The following is an 18,671-nucleotide window of genomic DNA, read 5'->3' as shown; positions in this document are numbered from 1 at the left end:
CTGACACCCTAATTATAACCGCCTTCGGCCGATGGATAAACAATAAGCCCACTTCACCGCAGTGAAATGGGCTCGTAGTCAAACAGATGCCTCGCGAAAGCTCGGCGCCTATTCCTTCGGATGAATCATTTCTTCCGGACGGACAATCCGGTCGAAATCCTCCGCGCTTAACAGTCCGCTGGCCAGAGCCGCTTCACGGAGCGTTGTGCCTTCTTTGTGCGCTTGTTTTGCAATGGCTGCTGCATTCTCATATCCGATATGCGGATTCAGCGCCGTCACCAGCATCAGCGACCGTTCCATGTTCCCCCGGATGACATCCAGGTTGGCTTCAATGCCGATCGCACAGTTCTGGTCGAACGAATCCATGGCATCTGCCAGCAGACGTACGGACTGCAGGAAGTTATAGATGATAACCGGCTTGAATACGTTCAGCTCAAAATTACCCTGGCTTGCCGCAAAGCCGATGGTTGCATCATTGCCCATCACTTGGCAGACCACCATCGTGAGTGCTTCACTCTGGGTCGGATTCACTTTGCCCGGCATAATGGAGCTGCCAGGCTCATTGGCAGGAATGGTCAGCTCGCCGATGCCGGAACGAGGACCGCTTGCCAGCCAGCGAACGTCGTTGGCAATCTTCATCAAATCGGCAGCCAGTGCCTTCAGCGCCCCGTGTGCAAATACAATCTCATCATGGCTTGTCAGCGAATGGAACTTGTTGCTGGCAGAGGTGTAGCTTTTTCCGATCTGCATGCTGATTTCGGCTGCCGTCATTTCTCCGAATTTCGGATGGGCATTAATCCCGGTACCAACGGCCGTGCCGCCAATCGCTAGCTCGCGCATCGGTTCTACGGATGAGGACAGCATCAATTCACATTTCTCCAGCATCCGATGCCATCCGCTGATCTCCTGTCCAAGCGTCAGCGGGGTGGCATCCTGAAGATGCGTGCGGCCGATTTTGATCAGGTCTTTGTACTCCTCGCTTTTCTTCTCAAGTGTTTTCTTCAAGCGGCGAAGCGCAGGCAGTACATGCTCTTCTACAGCGACAACGGATGCCATATGCATCGCCGTCGGGAAGGTATCATTGGAGCTTTGGGATTTATTGACGTCATCGTTGGGATGAACACGCAGGGCGCTGCCCTTTTGCTCCAGCAGCTGGTTGGCCCGATTCGCAATGACCTCGTTCACATTCATATTGGACTGCGTGCCGCTGCCTGTCTGCCAAACGACCAACGGGAAATGCGCATCCCACTTGCCGGCCACAATCTCATCGGCTGCGGTCGTAATGGCATCCACTTTGTCCGCATCCAGCTTGCCCAGCTTGCCATTCACAATCGCCGCGCTTTTCTTCAATATTGCAAACGCCGAAATAATCTCCTTCGGCATCGTTTCGGTTCCAATCCGGAAATTCTCGGAGCTGCGCTGCGTCTGTGCCGCCCACAGCTTGTCCGCAGGCACTCTAACCTCACCTAAGGTATCCTTCTCAATACGGTAATCCATCCCAACTTCCTCCTTTGGCATCTTTAGTTTAGGCTATCCATGGAACGGGAGCTTATTGCCTGTCCTCACTCTCGAATCGGCAGATCGAACTCCGTCTTGCCCTCATTTCCAAGTTCTCTAAGATAACATGATGGCTCTTGTCAAAAATAACCTGGAAACCAGACTTCATGGGCAAGCTTCCGCCGCTTGTCGTTGAAGCCGCGCTGTCTTCCGCTCCATGAAATAACGTAAACGCTTTATATTCCATCTCTCCTATTATGACACAGACTTGCCCAAGAAAAAATATAGATTCATGCGCTTTATAACAACCACTCGAACCAGCGTGCATGCCCATCCGTCCGCGCGATCGTATACTCGCTTAGCACGCCCCCAAGAATATAATCGGCATGGAGATCGCCATCCCACATATTGTTGTAGACATGTACAATATCACGCGTCTTCCCGATCTCGCTCAGATGCTGCAGCAGGCGGCGTTTGGACGTCTCCGGAATCTGATTGGCCACATGCGTGTGAAATACGCAGATAACGGCCTCCTCCGGGATGACCCTCACAATTTCAGGCAGCAGCTCGGTCCCGTCCCCTTCCCGAAACTGTATCCCCGATTGATGTTTGAGCACCTCCACAGCCTGCTCCAGCATCGTCACCCGATCATGATAGCCCGGCCAGATTAAGGCGCGCAGCCACAAGAAATCCTCCGCGTTCCGTACATCATTCACATGCAGATCAATCCCCATCCGGTAGACCACCGGAGGGCTGGAAGGCAGCAGAAGCGGCAGGCGATCCCCCCTGATCTCTGAAGTCATGCGAACCTTTGAGCCGTTATGACCATAACTCGCTCCATCACCATAGGAATAGCTGTATTGATCCCATAACAGCTGCAATCCGGCACTGCAGCCAAGCTCTACCAAGGCAAGCGGCTTGCGGACTTTGTCGTAGATCGAGCAGAACGCCGGATACAAGTAAGCACAGCGGCGGACTTCATTCGTCTGAACCCGCTTGCTCTCCAGAATCTCGATGAGTACCCCTTCGTGCTTCAGCACAAACGAGCGAAAATGGGGGTAACACGAATTCATCGCTTGCGGCTGCTCTACCAGGCCGGGATAATACGACCTCAGCTCGGCCCCCTCGCCTTGGAGCAGCAAATATTGAACAGCCCCGAACAGCATATTGGGTACCGGCTGACCTGACGGAACAAACGAGGCCACCCGCAGCACCTCTTCATCATCAGCGATATGCCTCGCCAAATACTCATATAAATCGCTGGAGCCCTGACATTCCCGTTCAGCAAAATGACAGAACACGCTGGTTAACCGCTCTAAATCCACCATACGCCACACCCCTAATAGAGAATTAACCCTTTATATCGGCTACAACTATGTTACATCTTTCCAGAAGGAACGGGGATTCCGATCTTTTATCAGACTTATAAGAAAAATAAGATGGGAACAAAAAGAACCGCCCCTGTGAAAAAAGGGGCGGTTCTTCCCATGGACCTTCTATAGTTCCGGAGAATCCAGCCGGTACAATTGTTGATATCGCGGATAGTGCCGCATCAGTTCATCATGCGTGCCACGCATGGCGATTCGGCCGTGTTCCATGAATATGATCTCATCCATCTGCTCCACGCCCACCAGATGATGGGTCACCCAGATCAATGTCCGGTTCTGCAGGCTGGAGAAGATGGTGGACAGGAGCTCCCGCTCGGTTATGGGATCCAGTCCGACCGTAGGTTCGTCCAGAATAACAATGGGCGTGTCCTGCAGCAGGATTCGGGCTAAAGCCACGCGTTGGCGTTCACCGCCAGAGAATCGCTGACCTGCTTCCTGCATGCGGGTGTCGAGTCCACCCGGGAGAGAAGCCACCAGCGGCTCCAGCCGCGCCATGGCAGCAGCATCGCGTATCTCTTCCTCCGTGGCTTCCGGCCGGCCAAGCCGAATGTTGTTCGCAAGTGTCGTATCGAACAAGTGCGGGCTCTGATTCAGTACGGCAATAACGGAAGAGATCTCGTCACCAAACCGCGCCGCCTCCACACCACCCAGGGTAAGACTTCCCGACGATGGCGCCAGCACCCCCTGAATCAGCTGCAGCAGGGTGGACTTCCCGGCACCTGAACGGCCGATAACGGCCACTTTGGCCCTAGGGGGAATGTCCAGCGATACCTCGGTTAAGGTGTGTCCTGCCTCTCCCGCACCGACAGGCTCCAAGGCAAATGAGCCAGCGGCTGCCCTATCATAGCTGAACATGATGCCATCCGCCTTCACATGAACACCGCCGCGTATAACCGCCTCGGTCTCTTCGTTATTCAGCAGCTGCAGCGGTGCCTGCTTCTCATCGGATTCATCGGCGCTTTCGATGCCCTTAAGCCTCGCCACCGATTGGCCATACTGCGGAATCCGTTCCACGGCTTCGGATACGGGCAGGAATGCGTCCATTAACGGGAACACAACCAGCACAAAAGCCGCAATCAGCGTAACATCCATGGATCCATCCGCGTACTGCCGTCCTGACCAATACACCATCGACACCACCGTTACGGCAACGATGCATTGGCCGATCCAGCCCCGAAGGCGCGACCATCGCTTCAGCGATCTGTCCGTCCGGTCTACCTCGGCTTCATCCGCCTCATAACCCGCCAGGAATTCTGTCTGTCTGCCGCTGACATACCATTCATGGATGCCCAGCACCGCATCGGTCAGCTTCTGGTACAGGTTGTTCCGTGCCTGCTTCATCTCCCGGTTCTTCCGTTTGGTGAGCAGCAGGGATATCAGCGGCAGCACCAGAATCAGCACCGCAACATACAGCGCAAGCAGCAGGGCGAATGCCGGGTCGAACTGACCGACGGCCAGAATGATTCCAGCATACAACACAAGCGCAACGATGGATGGGAAGACCGTTCGGATGTATACATCCTGCAAATACTCGATATCATCAGAGAGCACGCCCAGCAGATCCCCGGTGCGGTATCGGGAGGATAAGCGGAGGGCTTGCGGCTCCAGGATGCGATACAGCCGCAGACGCATTTGGGACAGGATGCGAAGAATGGAGTCATGGCCCACCAGCCGCTCCACGTAATGGACAACCGCGCGTCCGATGCCGAAGGTGCGAACCCCTACCGTCGGCACATACACCATCAGGATGTTTTCCGGACGGAGCGCCGATTTGGAGATCAAATACCCGGACGTGAACATCAGCATCCCCGCAAACAGGATGGTGAGCACACCCAGTACGACAATCAGCAGAAAACGCCAGAAGTTTGCCGTCACATAAGGCCGAAACCACGATTCCTGCTTCATTGTACTCCCTCCATCTGCGATGTAATCAATCCATGGTATACGCCCCGTCTTGCCATAAGATCGTCATGGGTTCCTGTTTCGGCTATGCGTCCCTGATGCAGAACGATGATGTAATCCATATCCCGCATCCAGTGCAGCCTGTGCGTTGCAAGAAATACCCATTTATCCTGAAAAAGGGATACCATCGTCTCCTTCAGCTCGTATTCGGTCTCAATATCCAGATGTGCCGTCGGCTCATCAAGCAGAAGAACCTGCCGACCGCCGAGCAGCGCTCGGGCAAGGGCAACGCGCTGTGCCTGACCGCCGCTTAAAGTCCGCCCGCCCCCGCCGATCATCTCGGCCAGACCGCCAGGCAGGTTGTTCACCAGATCGGCCAGGCCGGCCGCTTCAACAGCCGCTTCAACCTGAGCCCTTGAAGCGTCCGGCGCATAGAAGCGCACATTGTCCTCCAAGCTGGCGCTGAATAAATACGGCTGCTGCGGCATATAGGTGACCTCACTTCGCCACTCGTCCCGGCTGGAATGCCCCAGCTTCACGCCGCTCAGCTTCATCTCACCGGATGTAGGCGTCATAAACCCGCCTAATAGTTCGATCAGCGTGGATTTACCCGCCCCGCTCTCTCCGACGATGCCGATCCGGCCTTGACCCGATATTCGGAAGCTGACGTCCTCCAAGGAGGCAGGACCCGCCCCAGCATGCTGCAGTCCGATGCCGGACAGCTCCAGTACGCTGCTCTTCTCCCATTGGAACCGCGGCGTGGAGCCAGTACGTACCGGAATATTATCTTTAATTTTAAATGTTGCACCGGTTTGGGCCTCCAAGCGCTCTTTCCGGGCCTCCCGGATGATGGATTGCATCGCTTCCCCTGCCTGCTTGCCATCCAGCGTTGCATGAAAGTCAGCCCCGACCATGCGCACCGGAAGAAAATACTCCGGTGCCAGGATCAGGATGAGGAGTGCAGGCAGCAGCTCCAGGCTGCCGTTAATGAGACGCAAGCCCAGGTTTACCGCTACGGACGCTACCGACAGCATCGTGAAGAAATCCAGTGCAAAGGAAGACAGAAACGCAACGCGCAAGGTCCGCATGGTCGCAGCCCTATATCCCTCGCTGACCTGCCCTATGCTCCCGCTGTGCTTGCGGCTCTGTCCCAGAAACTTCAGAGTGGTCAAACCCCGCAGCGAATCCACAAAATGATTGGACAGCATCTGGTAGGAATCCAGCTGCTGCTCGGTCTGCTTTCTCGCGGCAAGTCCCACGAGGATGAGAAACACGATCAGGATCGGCATGGTCACCAGCAGAATAATGCCCGAGATCCGGTCCGTCATGAATACGTACAGCCATACCAGCGCAGGGGTAATGCCCGCCCCCATCATGCGAGGTATGGTCAGCTCCGCATATTTGCGGAACTTGCCGATGCCCTCCAGCACAAGCGTAACCACATGGCCTGTTCCTTCCGACCGGACAAAGGACGGCCCGTTCCGAAACAGCTCCTCCAGAAGCTGCTTCCTCAGGCTCGTGCCCGTCTCCTCGGCAAAACGCTGTGCAATTCCTTGCTGCACGGTGAAAATGCCGTGGCGTGCCAGAAAAGCAAGCAGGAACAAGGCAATGGTCTCCCCCTGCTCCTGCAGCGTGGTTCCCGCGAACAGGGCGGATATGGCTTCCGCCAGCCATTTGGCTTGCAGGAGGATGGCCATGCTCTGTGCCAGGGTACATACGGCGACAAGGAAGAATACGATCTTGGCGCCCTTGTATCCCAGCAGATCTTTTCCCATCAGTACTCCAGATGCTCCTTCTCATGTACCCGTTTGTGGAAAACGAAGTAACTCCAAATTTGATATCCCAATACGAATGGCAGCAGCGATACAGCCACAATGGTCATGATTTTTAAGGAATACGGTCCGGAGGCCGCATTATAGATAGTCAGATCAAACGCCGAATGGATGGAGCTGACCATTACGCGAGGGAACAATCCCACGAACACGGATGTAACCAGCAGAGCAATGACGGCCCCGGTCATTCCGAAAGCCCAGCCGTCCCGCTTGACGTTCATGAAATACCCGCCCAGCAGGAATGCAAGCAGAGCCAGCACGAGCAGCACGCTTAACACCGCACCACGCTTCTCGAAGATATCCGTCATGAAATAGGTCATGACCCCGAATGCCACGAACAGTGCCGCCACCGGGAGCAGCAATCTCCGGGCCATGCGGCGCGCACGCTCCTGAAGATCCCCTATGGTGCGCAGCGTCGTAAACATTAACCCATGCAGCAAGCAGAGCATCACCATCGTCAGCCCGCCAACAACGGTATAGGCATTTACGACATCGAAGAATCCGGCATACATCTGCATCTCTTCATTAATCGGAAGCCCCTGAATGAGGCAGGCAAAAACAACACCCAGGAGGAACGGAGGAAGCACGCTGCCGATGAAGATTGCACCGTCCCACACCCTTTTCCAGCGAACGTCGCCTACCTTGCCGCGGAATTCAAAGGCCACTCCCCGTCCAATCAAGGCCAACAGAAGAAAAACAAGCGGAATATAGAATCCGCTGAACAGCGTGGCATACCAGTTCGGGAAGGCGGCGAACATCGCGCCGCCCGCTGTCAGCAGCCAGACCTCATTGGCATCCCAGAACGGGCCGATCGAGTTGATCAGCACCCGGCGCTGGGTGTCGCTTTTGGCGAGCAGCTGAGTGGACATCCCGACTCCGAAATCAAAGCCCTCCAAGAAGAAGAACCCGATAAACAACACGGCAACGAGCACAAACCACAGTTCATTAAGAGACAGCATGGTAGCCCTCCTTATTAAACGGATCGCTTGCGTGGCGGTCTTCTTCCTCCGCCGCATACGGCCCTTTCTTAATGACTTTAATAAACAAGTACGCCATAACGGCAGCAAGCACCGCATAGATGGCTGTAAACGTAATGAGCGAGAACAGGATGGAGCCTGCACTTACGTTCGGAGATATACTATTCTCCGTGGTGATCAGTCCGAATACCGTCCAAGGCTGCCGCCCGATCTCCGTCATGATCCACCCCGACGTGTTGGCGATGAACGGCAATGAAATGCCAAACAGCATCAATCTCAGGAACCATCTGCCAGCGTGCTCGACCTTCTTGCGCAGCATCAGCCAAGCTCCGTACAATCCGAGTAGAATCATCACGCTGCCTGCGGCCACCATAATCCGGAAGCTCCAGAAGGTGGTCCGCACCGGAGGTATATAATCGCCGGGACCGTATTGCTGCTCGTACTGGGCTTGCAGCTCCTTCATTCCGATCACTTCGCCGGAGAATTTGCTATAAGACAGAAAGCTGAGCAAATACGGAATTTTAAGCTCCATCTTGTTCTCCTGCTTCTCCGGATCGATGGACGCAATGACCGTCCAAGCCGCAGGATCGTCACTCGTCTCCCACAGGCTCTCGGCAGCAGCCATCTTCATCGGCTGCGTATCCACCAGATACTGCGCCTGCTGGTGACCGAAGACCGCAACCAGAATGGAGGTGGTGAGCCCCACCACGATGGCGATGTGGAATGATTTTTTGAAGAAATCCAGATCCTGCTTCTTCATCAGCTTGTAGGCACTCACGCCTGCTACCAGGAACGCCCCGGTGGCCAGTGCCCCAAAGATCGTGTGCGGGAATTCTACCAGCAGCTGCCCATTGGTGATCAATGCCAGGAAATCATTCATCTCCGCTCGTCCATTATTCATCTCGAACCCAACGGGACGCTGCATGAACGAATTGGCCGCCAGAATCCAGAAGGCCGACATCAGGGTGCCGAAGGACACCAGCCAGATGCTGAGCAGATGGACCTTCTTCGATAACCGGTCCCAGCCGAATATCCATAACCCGATAAATGTTGACTCGAGGAAAAAGGCCAACAAGGCCTCGATGGCAAGCGGCGCGCCAAACACATCCCCAACAAATCGCGAATAATCCGACCAGTTCATGCCGAACTGGAACTCCTGCAGAATTCCTGTCACTACCCCGACCGCAAAATTAATCAGGAACAGCTTCCCCCAGAACTTGGCCATTTTCTTGTATACTTCCTGGCCTTTGACAACATACATCGTCTCCATGATGGCAATCAAAAACGCTAATCCGATAGACAACGGTACGAAAATAAAGTGAAAAATGGTTGTCGATGCGAACTGAATTCGCGCCAGCATAACCGGATCCATAAAGATACCCCTTCCTTTAGCTCACGTGATCACTTTAAATTTGATTCTTTTTGTATTTTCGCAGACTGCGGCAGAAAGGATTGTGATCAATATCACAATATTAGGAAGGATTAGGGGCAAAAAGTTATAAATTTGTGACGAAAATCACTAAGTGCGAATGGAATTATGTGAGGATTATCCATTGGAGCATGACTTGCCGCATCCCCTCACAGGTCAAGCCCGGTATTTACGCACCAAAAAAAGCAGGTTCGCCATGTAGGCCAACCTGCTTTAATGTATACCGCCACCTTATTGAACCGCGCGAATCTCCGTCTCCATGAGCTTGAACTCCGTCACGTCCGCGATGCCGCGATTGGTAATGCGGATTTCGGGAATCACCGGCAGCGCGATCAGGGAGAAGGTCATGAACGGCGCATGAATAAAGCACCCCAGCTCCTTCCAGGCTTCCTCCAGTGCAGCAACTTCTTCCGCTACGATCTCCACTGGACGATCCGCCAGCAAGCCGGCAATGGGCATGGCCACCTTCGCGAGCACCTGACCGTCACGCACCACGATCATCCCGCCGCCGCAAGCTGCCAGCTCATTCGCCGCTAGCGCCATATCCTCGGCGCTCGTGCCCATCACCAGCAGATTATGGCTGTCGTGCGCCACCGTGGAAGCGACCGCACCGGATTTCAATCCGAAGCCGCTCGCAAAGCCAAGCGAGATTTGTCCGGTTGCGCCATGGCGCTCGATGCACGCAAGCTGAACCACGTCCTGGTTAAGATCAGGCTGAATGATGCCCTGCTGCACGGGGAGCACCGCTGTCATTTTGGCTGTGCGGGCACTGTTCTCGATGACCCGCACCACGTTGACTTCCGAGCGTGCGGTATCCCACTTGCTGCGGAGCAGGAAATCCTCCGCTGTCAACGGACGCTGCAGGCGAACCGAATGGAACGCTTTTTCCGGATATTGGTACACAGGGAATGGCTTCACAACTTGGCCGTTCTCCGCAACCACCTCACCATCGGTGATCACAATCGACGGCACCATGCTGTTCAGATCATCAAGCAGCAGAATGTCTGCCGTTTTACCTGGCGAGATGCTCCCGAGTTCGAGATCCATCCCGAAGTACCGAGCCACGTTGATCGTACCCATCTGGATGGCCGTCACCGGATCCACACCCTCTTCGATCGCGCGGCGCACCACATGGTTCATATGGCCAAGCCTCAGCAGCGTCTGCGGATACACGTCATCCGTCACCAAGGAGATATTGTCCGTACGCACCTTGTCTTCCGTCACCACCTTGATGACTTCCTTCACGTCCTGCCAAGCCGATCCTTCACGGATCATCAGGTGCATCCCGAGGCGAACCTTCTCTAGCGCCTGCTCTCTCGTCACCGTTTCATGATCGGAGCTTACCCCGGTTGCCAAATACGCCTGAAGCATCCGGTCGTCCTCTGCGGGAAAATGTCCCGTCACCGTCTTGCCGGCACGCAGCGTGGCTTCGATCTCACCGCTCATCGTCGGATCGCCATATACCACGCCCGGGAAGTTCATGACTTCGCCAAGCCCGGCAACTCCAGGCCAGGTCAGCCCTTCTTCGATGTCTTCCACGCCGAGCTGTGCTCCGGCATCCTCCAGATCAAACGTCGCCGGCACGCAGGAAGGGATGGTGGTGAATACCTTAAGCGGCAGCTGCTGTCCTTCCTCGTGCATCCACCGCACACCTTCCATACCGAATACATTGGCGATCTCATGAGGGTCCATATAGATCCCGGTGGTTCCGCTAACGATGGCCGCTTTCGCAAACTCGGTCACGGTCAGCATCGTGCTCTCCACATGCATATGGCCGTCAAGCAGACCCGGCGAGATGTAACGGCCATTCGCCTCGATGACCCGGGTCCCTTCCCCAATCGTATGATCGGCGCTGCCGATATAAGCGATGCGTCCGAATGCCATCGCCACGTCCACCTGCTCCTGAAGCTCGCCTGTAAACACATTGACCAGCGTGCCGTTCTTGATAACCAGGTCGGCCGGTGCCTGTCCTAACGCCACTTTCCCCAGCTCCCGGCTGACCTCGTATCGTTTCTGTCTCTTGCTTGAACTCATGATGAATGCACGCTCCCCTTTTTTTAGATATCAGAAAGTATAAACTTCAAAGCTTGCGACTTCCTGATATCGCAATAAAAACTTCTTCTAACTGCGGTCTGTCATCTGTGAAAGTACGTCAATAGACGTTTTTCTTATGATGAAACGGTAAAAGTACAAAATCAATTCTACGCGCAAGCACGTAAAACAACCCGGACAGCGTATCTGCCCGGGTTGCCTGAACTAACTATATCCATAGAGGAAGAGAAGCCCGGTGCATCAGCAATGCATTGCTAATAGTCTGCACAACACCCCATCCGTTAAAACCTGCCGGTACCCGGATTCCAAGGTGATCTTACCGCCCGCCTCTCCATTCCATTCGAAGCCGGGCGCTGGACTCTGGCTCTCATCCTTCATGTAGTCAAGTCATTTACGGTAACCTGGTAGAAACGCCTGGGCCCTATTCCCCGGCATATACATTAAGATTTGATTTTGATCCTGTTTACCCTTCAATTCTCTTTTGTTTCATTTGTTGTATGAATTATAATCTTCTTGCCCGAGAAGTCAAGTGTTTGGAAAGAACTGCACATCGGCGGCAACGGCCTCTACGCCAGTTTCCTCCCCATGTTCTGTACGCGCTCAAGCCATTGCTTTTTTGCGCTCTCAGGCATTTTGCGAAGCTGCGTGATGTTCGTGGCACGAACCGAGCTCACGCCGCAGAACTTCAGAATGGAATGCTTCATCATTTGATGCCCGGGCTGACCCAGATAGAAGCGATAGTAAACGTAGGGCGAATCCATCGTGACAATCAATCGGGCGGTTTTCCCTTTGAGCAGTTGCTCCGGCAATGGAGAGTTCCGGCGGTACTTAAACGCAAAGCCCGGCAAAAAGACTCGGTCGATAAACCCCTTCAGCAGTGCCGGCATGCCGCCCCACCAGTTCGGGTACACAAATACCAGATGATCCGCCCATGCGATGAGCTTCTGCGCTTCTTGCAGATCGGGCTCCAGAGCTTGATTCCCCTTATAGCCGCCGGACAGGCTCAGATCAAAATCCATCTCTGCAAGCACCAGCTCACGCACCTCTGCCCCTGATTCGGCTGCCCCTTGCGCATATCCCTTGGCCAAATGACTTCCATAACTGTTCTCAATCGGATTGCCCTGAATAATCAAAATCTTTTTCATACACGTTCCCCCTGTTAATTTGGTTAACAAACACTAACCTTAAGGTAAAAAGAAAAGGTCACGCCGGACCCTTCCCTAAACCTGTCAAAGCCAATAGATGTGCCGTCACCTCAGGCGCCAGCGCCGAGAGCGGTTCCTCAAGCTCCCCTTGCATCGTTGAAACGGCCAGCTGATTGAATGCACCGATGATCAACACCGCGGTTAAGCGTATATTCTGCGGCGGAATATCCCGCTGCAACACCGCTTGATCGAGCAGATCGCATAATGCATCGAGCGGCTGACGCCCCCTGCTCTTGAGCACCTCCGTAAACAGCTCGTGATGCTGGGACAACAGCAGCAAGCCGTATTTATCCTCGTCATAAGACTCCAATACACGGGTGACCAAGGCGGACAATTTCTCTGCGAACAGTCCGGTCTGGGACGCGTAATCATCCACCAAACGTGTGTAACTGCCGCAGTATTCCTCGAATGCCTCCGCAGCAACGGCATCCTTATTCGTAAAATGCTTATAGATCGCTGCATCCGTCACACCGGCTGCCGCGCCGATCTCCTTTACCGATACCCCGTCAACGCCCTTCTCGGCAAAGAGTTTCATGGCCGCCTGCAATATTTCCTTCTTCTTGCTATCGAAATGCGGTTTCTTTTTCATAATCATATCATAAGTGAACACTAACCAAATTGCAATGGGAATGGAAAAAATCGTGTGATGACGTCAATCATCCTTACCATGTCCCGTGCAATCCGCACCATCTTGCACGGAAACCTCAGGCAATAGAACAGTGATGGTTGTTCCGCGGCCGACTTCCGACCACAGGCCCACCCGGCCTCGATGTGCTTCGACAATCGCTTTGGCAATGCTCATTCCAAGCCCTGAGCCATCCATGCTCTCCTCGGTGTTTGTCCCCCGGTAGTAGCGTTCAAACAGGTTGCGGCGAGTCTCTTCGTCCATCCCTACGCCTTGATCCGCGACCACGATCGCCGCGCCGCCGGGACGTCTCTCTACCCGTACTTCAACATGAACTCCCTCGGGATTGTGCTTCACGGCATTCGTAAGCAGGTTATCCATCAACCGCTTCAGCCATTTGGCATTGCCATCAATGAGCAGCGGCTCTTCGCCTCCGATATAGGAAAAATTCGCATCCAGCGTTACATCATTCACGTATTTAAGCACGCAGCGCCGCACCAGTTCATTCAGATCAAGCCGTGCCAGTTCCTGCGGCCGGATCTCGCTCTTAAGACGAAAGACAAGCGAGAAGTCATCGATCAACTCCAGCATGTAATCGCCCTTTTCCCGAATGACGGTTCCCATCTCACGCAGCTCCTCCTGACTCCAGTCCTGCGGCGCGTTCTCCAGCATATAACCATATCCCTGGATCGAGGACAGCGGCGTACGCAAATCATGCGATATTCCCGACATCCATTCTTCCCGATTCCGGTCCAGCCGCTCGCGCTCCCGTTCGGTTTCGGCAAGCTTCTCGGCCATCCTGTAGAAGGAGTGAATCACTTCCTTATACAGCTTGAAGCGCATGCGCAGCTTCCCGTTCTTGCGAAATACGCGCTTCCGGTCCTTGGGCGTCAGCACTTCCTCATAAGCTCCGCTCCCCATGCGCTCAAACCATCCGGTAAACAGCAGCAATGGCCGACTGTACCGGTATCCATGCCAAATCGCTACTGCCAGCGACAAGATCAGTACACACAGCAAGGTCCACAGCGCCACACGAATCAGCTCATTCATAATAGGCTGCTTCTCCAGCGTCTCATCCTGCGGTGTATGGTACACCCAGGTGCTGCCGGTAGCCGGGTCGCGATAAACCGCAATATGCGTGGAGTAAGTACCGGGCTGCTCCTGCATCGTAATGATCTCCAGCGGATGGTAGCTTGCCTTATACTCGCTTTCCTTTCCAATCGCTTGCACAATCTGGCCATCCCGGTCAATGACATGCAGATATCCGCCCAGACTTGCCAAGTCGTGCTTTAATTCAGCTGCATACGCCGGGTCCACCCTGCCGCCCGCTTGATACCGTGCATACCACTCGCGAAGATGATCCGAGCTCTCGTCAATTCGCCCTGCTAGATACAGCAGCGGGTCCTTGTATGTCAGATCCATCTGCCAGTCCATTGTGTACTCCCCAAGACGCCGCTTCTCCTTGATCTCAAGCAGGTTGCTTACCGAGTATTCCGAGGGAACATCCGGCGCGGTATTGGTGGCGTGAATCACATTCCCTTTCATATCCACCACCTGCAGCCACATCTCTTTGTCCTGGAGCAGCTGCTTCCAATGGTCATCCAGCAGAACCTTCCCGTTCTCCGTCACCGTCTCCGTTACAATGCTGTTCAAGACGCCGGTCGGGAAGTTGCGCCTCATCTCTTCATCACTGATATGCTTGATCAGGAAGAATAAGAGAACGATGAGAAAGCAGAACATAAATGCTGAGAACGCAATCAGTTGGTATGTAAAATGAAAGGCCAGCCTTCTGCGCAGTCTCATCGCCCTTTCTCCTTAACCAGCTTGTAACCGAGTCCGCGAACCGTTAGCAAATACTGCGGGTTGCTGGGGTCCTCCTCGATTCGTTCCCGAATGCGCCGGATATGCACCATAACGGTGTTGTCCTCACCTATGCCATCGATGCCCCATACGGCTTCATACAGCTGGGACTTCGAGAACACCACCCCCGGGTGCTTGCAAAAATAAAGCAGCAGCTGAAAGACCTGTGCCGGACAAGGCACAGGCTCTCCCAGCACCGTCAGCTCGCCAGCGGATTCATCGACCCTGAACCGGCCGAAATCCCATGCACGCTGAATAATCGGCTGCCCGGCCGATGGCATCATCCCGAAGCCGCCCCGGCGCAGACGCGCTTTGATCCTTGCGGCAATCTCCAGCGGATTAAACGGCTTGGTGACATAATCGTCCCCGCCCATTGCAAAGCCTGTCAGCACATCCAGATCGGACGCTTTGGCCGTCAGAAACAGAATGTGCGGACTGCCATACGAACGGATTTGCGGACAAAGATCAAACCCCGTGCCGTCGGGCAGCATGACATCCAGCAGCACGATATCCGCTCCGTGGGCGGCGATCTCGCTCAGGGCTTCCTTGCAGCTTGAAGCTGTATATATGCGGTTAAAGCCTTCCTTGCGCAGCACCATCTGCAGCATTTTTACAATGGAAGGTTCATCATCAACAATTAAAATTCGTGTATCCATTTTATCCTCACCCGCTATTTATGCTAGCACAGCAACCTTAACAGGAGTTAAACAAATGCTGGAAGTGTTAAGAAAAAGTTAGGAAGCCGTTTCCGCGTTATTTATGTTCAAGTTTTATACTTGGGGTTAGAGGTGACATACATGAATCCAAACAAACGTTCAACGGCGGTCGATGCCATTCGCGGATTAAGCTTGCTCGGTATTCTGATGGCCAATATGCTTATTTTTCAGTACGGCATGTTCGGCAAAGACGAGCTGCATTACTTCCAGCCTTCCACGCTGGATCAGATCAGCCATGACATGCTGAAAGTATTCGTCGAGGGCAGCTTTATGCCGATCTTTACGTTTCTGTTCGGCTACAGCATGATCAAAATGAGGGAAAGCCTGATCAACAAAGGGCTCAAGTACGGTCGAAGTTTCTTCCGCAGATCGGTTCTGTTAATCGTTCTGGGTCTGCTGCATTCGATATTCATATGGGAAGGCGACATTCTGCTGTTTTACGGTGCGATCGGTCTCTTCCTTGTGCTGTTCGTGAAAAGAAAGGTCAAAACCATTATGATCTGGGGTGTTCTCCTGCTCACACTGGTATCCCTCTTTGGATACGGCTCCGTCGAGCCGGTTGCAGGTGAAACGGAGCGCATGGAGAGTTATGTGAAGCAGTCGATTGAAGTCTACGGCAGCGGCACTTACAGCGAAATTCTGAATTTCAGATCAACGGAGGAGATGCCCATCGATCTGCCCGACTGGTTGATGCTGCTGGTCATCTTGATTGCTCCGCTGATGAGTGCACCGATGTTCCTGTTTGGCATGGTGGCCGCGAAACGCGGACGCTTTCTCCATCCTTCCATGGAAATCAAGCTGTATCTTAGATGGGCTCTGCTCGTTCCGGTCGGGCTTGGATTAAAAACTGCAGCGGTCATGCTCGGCGCAACCCATAGCTGGAGCGGCGTGTTCACCATGCTTGGCGGTCCTCTGCTGGCGCTGGGTTATCTGTACCTCTTCGCCTCCCTGTACGCGTTCTCGTCTCAGCAATCCATTGTAATTCGGGCTTTTGAAGCGGTGGGACGCATGTCGCTGACCAATTATCTGTCGCAGAGTGTTGTATGCGTATTGATCTTTTACGGATTCGGGCTGGGATGGTTCGGCAAGCTGGGCGTGCTGCAAGGAACGCTGCTGGCGGTTCTGATCTATAGCGTGCTGGCAGCGGGCAGCCTGCTCTGGCTAAAAAGGTTCCGCAGCGGTCCGGTGGAGAGACTGCTCCGCATGGGCACCTACTGGTCTTGGAGCGGAAGGGCTAAACCCAAGGAAGCAGCTCCGGTTGCAGCCGTACCTGCAGCAGAGTTTCCGGGGGATGGCCCTCCGGCTACTTAAGCGTTCCGTATGCTTCTTTTGCATGCAGAAGCCGGTTCCTCCCAAGCCCGAGATGAAATCAGTCGGTTCCTTCATGTATAATGGACATACATGCAAGGTGCTAGACATTTCTGGAATTTTTCCGGTCATCAACCGAAGGAGGAATCACGCATATGCTGGTTGTTACAAACTCGATTAAGGTCAAACCGGGCTTCGGTAAAGAGATTGCGCAGCGATTCGCCGAAGCGAAGGGTGTGCAGGAGATTGAAGGTTTCGTGCGGATGGAATTATGGCATGAGGCAAAGGAAGGCGCAGAGGCTGAGGAATTGAAGGTCTCCACGGTGTGGGAGGATGAGGAAGCATTCAAACGCTGGACATCCAGCGAGTCATTCCGGCAATCCCATGGTCAGGGCCGCAACGAGAATATTTTGGGCGCATCCTTGAACAAATATGAGCTGCTGATCAGCCATACCAAGTAATGGAACAATGCCCTGGCGCTTTATAGCACCGGGCTCGAAGTACCGCTTCATATCCAAGATTCAGCCAGGGGGCGTTTAGCCGGGCTGAATCTTTTTTTATGATGGGGGGTGGAATGGAGCGACTTGAGAAATAGGATGATCTGTTCATGAAGCGTGGCATTCTCACTTAACGCTCTGCGCGTAATCCATGTAGTTGTATCCGGATGCCTCTGGCGTTTCCATGGTGATCCCCGGCAGCAACTCCGGATTGTGCGCCCGCCCTTGCTCGATCAGATAACGACTCAGCAACTCTTGTTCCGGCCCTGAGAGCGCGTACCACTGACCCTCCACCTCGAATTCATTGGCAAGTCGAAGTTTCTGATTCCCCTGCACCATGTCCATGGCATACAGGAACCCCGGGCCCCGAGCTCCTTCTATTTTATAGGCTTGAAGCGAATTCACCCATTGCATGATCTGATCAAGCTCCTCCTCCTTATCCAGGGTCAAACGCGTGCCGTCCCCAAAAAAAACCTGGATGGCATCAACCTCCGCCGATTTCAGACCGATTAACGATGGAACGGATACCAGGCTGATTTCGTCGTCAGCTGTATCCTGGATTGAGCCTTTGCAGCCCGCGATCACGAGCAAACAGGCGGCTGCCAACAGCACCGAGATGAATCCGTACTTGAACAACATATGTATTCCTCCTTCTGCAAAGAGAGGCAGACTTAAACTCCTATAACCACATTATAAAATACAATAACAACAAAATGGTTATATTAAGCACGATCAGGCAAAATGCCATACATTCAGAATCAAAGGAGCTGACATCCCATGGAAAGCACGCATGATTTTGTGAAAAAAATGAACGAGAACGCGGAAAAAGCCCGCCACAACAAAGAGAATCACGGCAAAGGTACGCCTAGCGACAAGCTCCCGGGCAAACAACACAGCACCAAGAAATAAAATGAACTTACCGCGATCCATACGGATCGCGGTTATTTGATCAGGTTCTTCGGGATCTCATGACCACCGTCTCCCCTATTACATATGGATTACAAACCTTCCGATGCCTGCTTCAGTAAAGATGCCAACGCATCATAATCCACCTGCTGCCCAGCCGTGATTTTGATCGTTTTCCGCTCAGGCGGACCTTCGAATAGCGGCTGCGGCCAATCCAGGCCCGTCGCATTAAATATCGTAAAGCTCACGGCCGTCTTGGAGATGCTGATCACCGCCGCATATTTCCCATTTTTCAGAAAATGGGGCTTTTTATATTGAAGCCGTTCCGCAACGCCCGGGATTGTGCTGTGCACGAGTTCCCGAAGCCGCTCACTGACCTCAACCTTCCAAGAATCATTCACTGCCGCAATGTAGTCCGTCACTTCTTGATTCATCTGATTTAACTCCCTTTCGTATCATAGTGTCCAACCTATTATT

Annotated in this window: 16 protein-coding genes and 1 riboswitch; of the genes, 3 read left to right on the top strand and 13 right to left on the bottom strand. The window is 53.7% G+C overall.

Translation table 11 applies throughout. The features are described from left to right. Positions 1–108: 108 nt before the first annotated feature. The 11 genes from fumC to WDY75_RS01350 all read right to left on the bottom strand — a co-directional run bounded on the left by fumC (position 109) and on the right by WDY75_RS01350 (position 15,423). A complete protein-coding gene (fumC, locus tag WDY75_RS01400; protein WP_006207041.1) occupies positions 109–1,497 on the bottom strand; it encodes a class II fumarate hydratase in 1,389 nt (462 codons plus the stop codon). Positions 1,498–1,796: 299 nt separating this feature from the next. Next, positions 1,797–2,825, bottom strand: coding sequence for a DUF2332 domain-containing protein (locus WDY75_RS01395; RefSeq protein ID WP_063478063.1), 1,029 nt, complete (start codon positions 2,823–2,825; stop codon positions 1,797–1,799). 168 nt (positions 2,826–2,993) lie between these two features. Further along, positions 2,994–4,790 carry a thiol reductant ABC exporter subunit CydC gene (gene cydC, locus WDY75_RS01390; RefSeq protein ID WP_063478064.1) on the bottom strand — a complete coding sequence of 599 codons (1,797 nt, stop codon included), beginning with the start codon at positions 4,788–4,790 and terminating at the stop codon, positions 2,994–2,996. Then, entirely contained in the window at positions 4,787–6,562 is a 1,776-nt protein-coding gene (cydD, locus tag WDY75_RS01385) for a thiol reductant ABC exporter subunit CydD (protein ID WP_063478065.1), read from the bottom strand. Before cydD ends, cydC begins: the two co-directional genes overlap by 4 nt. After that, positions 6,562–7,578: a cytochrome d ubiquinol oxidase subunit II gene (cydB, locus tag WDY75_RS01380; protein ID WP_063478066.1), complete on the bottom strand. Its 1,017-nt coding sequence runs from the start codon at positions 7,576–7,578 to the stop codon at positions 6,562–6,564. Before cydB ends, cydD begins: the two co-directional genes overlap by 1 nt. Beyond that, a complete protein-coding gene (locus WDY75_RS01375) occupies positions 7,565–8,968 on the bottom strand; it encodes a cytochrome ubiquinol oxidase subunit I (RefSeq protein WP_006207046.1) in 1,404 nt (467 codons plus the stop codon). Before WDY75_RS01375 ends, cydB begins: the two co-directional genes overlap by 14 nt. Before the next feature lie 288 nt (positions 8,969–9,256). Continuing rightward, positions 9,257–11,059, bottom strand: coding sequence for an adenine deaminase (gene ade, locus WDY75_RS01370; RefSeq protein ID WP_063478067.1), 1,803 nt, complete (start codon positions 11,057–11,059; stop codon positions 9,257–9,259). Between the two features lie 377 nt (positions 11,060–11,436). Then, positions 11,437–11,538, bottom strand: a riboswitch (purine riboswitch). Positions 11,539–11,643: 105 nt separating this feature from the next. Beyond that, positions 11,644–12,222 (bottom strand): NAD(P)H-dependent oxidoreductase, encoded by a 579-nt coding sequence (locus WDY75_RS01365; RefSeq protein ID WP_063478068.1) that lies wholly within the window; start codon positions 12,220–12,222, stop codon positions 11,644–11,646. Positions 12,223–12,280: 58 nt separating this feature from the next. After that, positions 12,281–12,871: a TetR/AcrR family transcriptional regulator gene (locus WDY75_RS01360; RefSeq protein WP_197477072.1), complete on the bottom strand. Its 591-nt coding sequence runs from the start codon at positions 12,869–12,871 to the stop codon at positions 12,281–12,283. 63 nt (positions 12,872–12,934) lie between these two features. After that, on the bottom strand, positions 12,935–14,710 hold the full coding sequence (locus WDY75_RS01355) for a sensor histidine kinase (RefSeq protein ID WP_063478070.1): 1,776 nt from the start codon (positions 14,708–14,710) through the stop codon (positions 12,935–12,937). After that, positions 14,707–15,423: a response regulator transcription factor gene (locus WDY75_RS01350; protein ID WP_063478071.1), complete on the bottom strand. Its 717-nt coding sequence runs from the start codon at positions 15,421–15,423 to the stop codon at positions 14,707–14,709. The genes WDY75_RS01355 and WDY75_RS01350 overlap by 4 nt, the downstream gene beginning before the upstream one ends. A gap of 141 nt (positions 15,424–15,564) precedes the next feature. On the opposite strand from WDY75_RS01350, the gene WDY75_RS01345 reads away from it, so the two are divergent. Together WDY75_RS01345 and WDY75_RS01340 are read left to right on the top strand one after the other, a co-directional pair. After that, on the top strand, positions 15,565–16,794 hold the full coding sequence (locus WDY75_RS01345) for a DUF418 domain-containing protein (RefSeq protein ID WP_063478072.1): 1,230 nt from the start codon (positions 15,565–15,567) through the stop codon (positions 16,792–16,794). Positions 16,795–16,946: 152 nt separating this feature from the next. Continuing rightward, positions 16,947–17,252 carry an antibiotic biosynthesis monooxygenase gene (locus WDY75_RS01340; RefSeq protein ID WP_006207052.1) on the top strand — a complete coding sequence of 102 codons (306 nt, stop codon included), beginning with the start codon at positions 16,947–16,949 and terminating at the stop codon, positions 17,250–17,252. A 162-nt stretch (positions 17,253–17,414) separates the two neighbouring features. On the opposite strand, the gene WDY75_RS01335 is transcribed toward WDY75_RS01340, so the two are convergent. Continuing rightward, positions 17,415–17,927, bottom strand: coding sequence for a hypothetical protein (locus WDY75_RS01335; RefSeq protein WP_006207053.1), 513 nt, complete (start codon positions 17,925–17,927; stop codon positions 17,415–17,417). A gap of 138 nt (positions 17,928–18,065) precedes the next feature. Here WDY75_RS01335 and WDY75_RS01330 point away from each other — a divergent pair, with 138 nt between their 5' ends. After that, positions 18,066–18,197, top strand: coding sequence for a DUF4023 domain-containing protein (locus WDY75_RS01330; protein WP_006207054.1), 132 nt, complete (start codon positions 18,066–18,068; stop codon positions 18,195–18,197). Between the two features lie 89 nt (positions 18,198–18,286). On the opposite strand, the gene WDY75_RS01325 is transcribed toward WDY75_RS01330, so the two are convergent. Beyond that, positions 18,287–18,628, bottom strand: a complete 342-nt coding sequence (locus WDY75_RS01325) for a DUF1801 domain-containing protein (RefSeq protein ID WP_006207055.1) — start codon at positions 18,626–18,628, stop codon at positions 18,287–18,289. Positions 18,629–18,671 lie beyond the last annotated feature (43 nt).

The sequence above is a fragment of the Paenibacillus glucanolyticus genome (assembly GCF_037333485.1).
Lineage (GTDB): Bacteria > Bacillota > Bacilli > Paenibacillales > Paenibacillaceae > Paenibacillus_AQ > Paenibacillus_AQ glucanolyticus.
This window is presented reverse-complemented; position numbering and strand designations above follow the sequence as displayed.

What these genes read in the sequence shown, in the direction of transcription:
- fumC (WP_006207041.1), bottom strand. Translation starts at nt 1,497, where the DNA reads ATGGATTACCGTATTGAGAAGGATACCTTAGGTGAGGTTAGAGTGCCT.
- WDY75_RS01395 (WP_063478063.1), bottom strand. Translation starts at nt 2,825, where the DNA reads ATGGTGGATTTAGAGCGGTTAACCAGCGTGTTCTGTCATTTTGCTGAA.
- cydC (WP_063478064.1), bottom strand. Translation starts at nt 4,790, where the DNA reads ATGAAGCAGGAATCGTGGTTTCGGCCTTATGTGACGGCAAACTTCTGG.
- cydD (WP_063478065.1), bottom strand. Translation starts at nt 6,562, where the DNA reads ATGGGAAAAGATCTGCTGGGATACAAGGGCGCCAAGATCGTATTCTTC.
- cydB (WP_063478066.1), bottom strand. Translation starts at nt 7,578, where the DNA reads ATGCTGTCTCTTAATGAACTGTGGTTTGTGCTCGTTGCCGTGTTGTTT.
- WDY75_RS01375 (WP_006207046.1), bottom strand. Translation starts at nt 8,968, where the DNA reads ATGGATCCGGTTATGCTGGCGCGAATTCAGTTCGCATCGACAACCATT.
- ade (WP_063478067.1), bottom strand. Translation starts at nt 11,059, where the DNA reads ATGAGTTCAAGCAAGAGACAGAAACGATACGAGGTCAGCCGGGAGCTG.
- WDY75_RS01365 (WP_063478068.1), bottom strand. Translation starts at nt 12,222, where the DNA reads ATGAAAAAGATTTTGATTATTCAGGGCAATCCGATTGAGAACAGTTAT.
- WDY75_RS01360 (WP_197477072.1), bottom strand. Translation starts at nt 12,871, where the DNA reads ATGAAAAAGAAACCGCATTTCGATAGCAAGAAGAAGGAAATATTGCAG.
- WDY75_RS01355 (WP_063478070.1), bottom strand. Translation starts at nt 14,710, where the DNA reads ATGAGACTGCGCAGAAGGCTGGCCTTTCATTTTACATACCAACTGATT.
- WDY75_RS01350 (WP_063478071.1), bottom strand. Translation starts at nt 15,423, where the DNA reads ATGGATACACGAATTTTAATTGTTGATGATGAACCTTCCATTGTAAAA.
- WDY75_RS01345 (WP_063478072.1), top strand. Translation starts at nt 15,565, where the DNA reads ATGAATCCAAACAAACGTTCAACGGCGGTCGATGCCATTCGCGGATTA.
- WDY75_RS01340 (WP_006207052.1), top strand. Translation starts at nt 16,947, where the DNA reads ATGCTGGTTGTTACAAACTCGATTAAGGTCAAACCGGGCTTCGGTAAA.
- WDY75_RS01335 (WP_006207053.1), bottom strand. Translation starts at nt 17,927, where the DNA reads ATGTTGTTCAAGTACGGATTCATCTCGGTGCTGTTGGCAGCCGCCTGT.
- WDY75_RS01330 (WP_006207054.1), top strand. Translation starts at nt 18,066, where the DNA reads ATGGAAAGCACGCATGATTTTGTGAAAAAAATGAACGAGAACGCGGAA.
- WDY75_RS01325 (WP_006207055.1), bottom strand. Translation starts at nt 18,628, where the DNA reads ATGAATCAAGAAGTGACGGACTACATTGCGGCAGTGAATGATTCTTGG.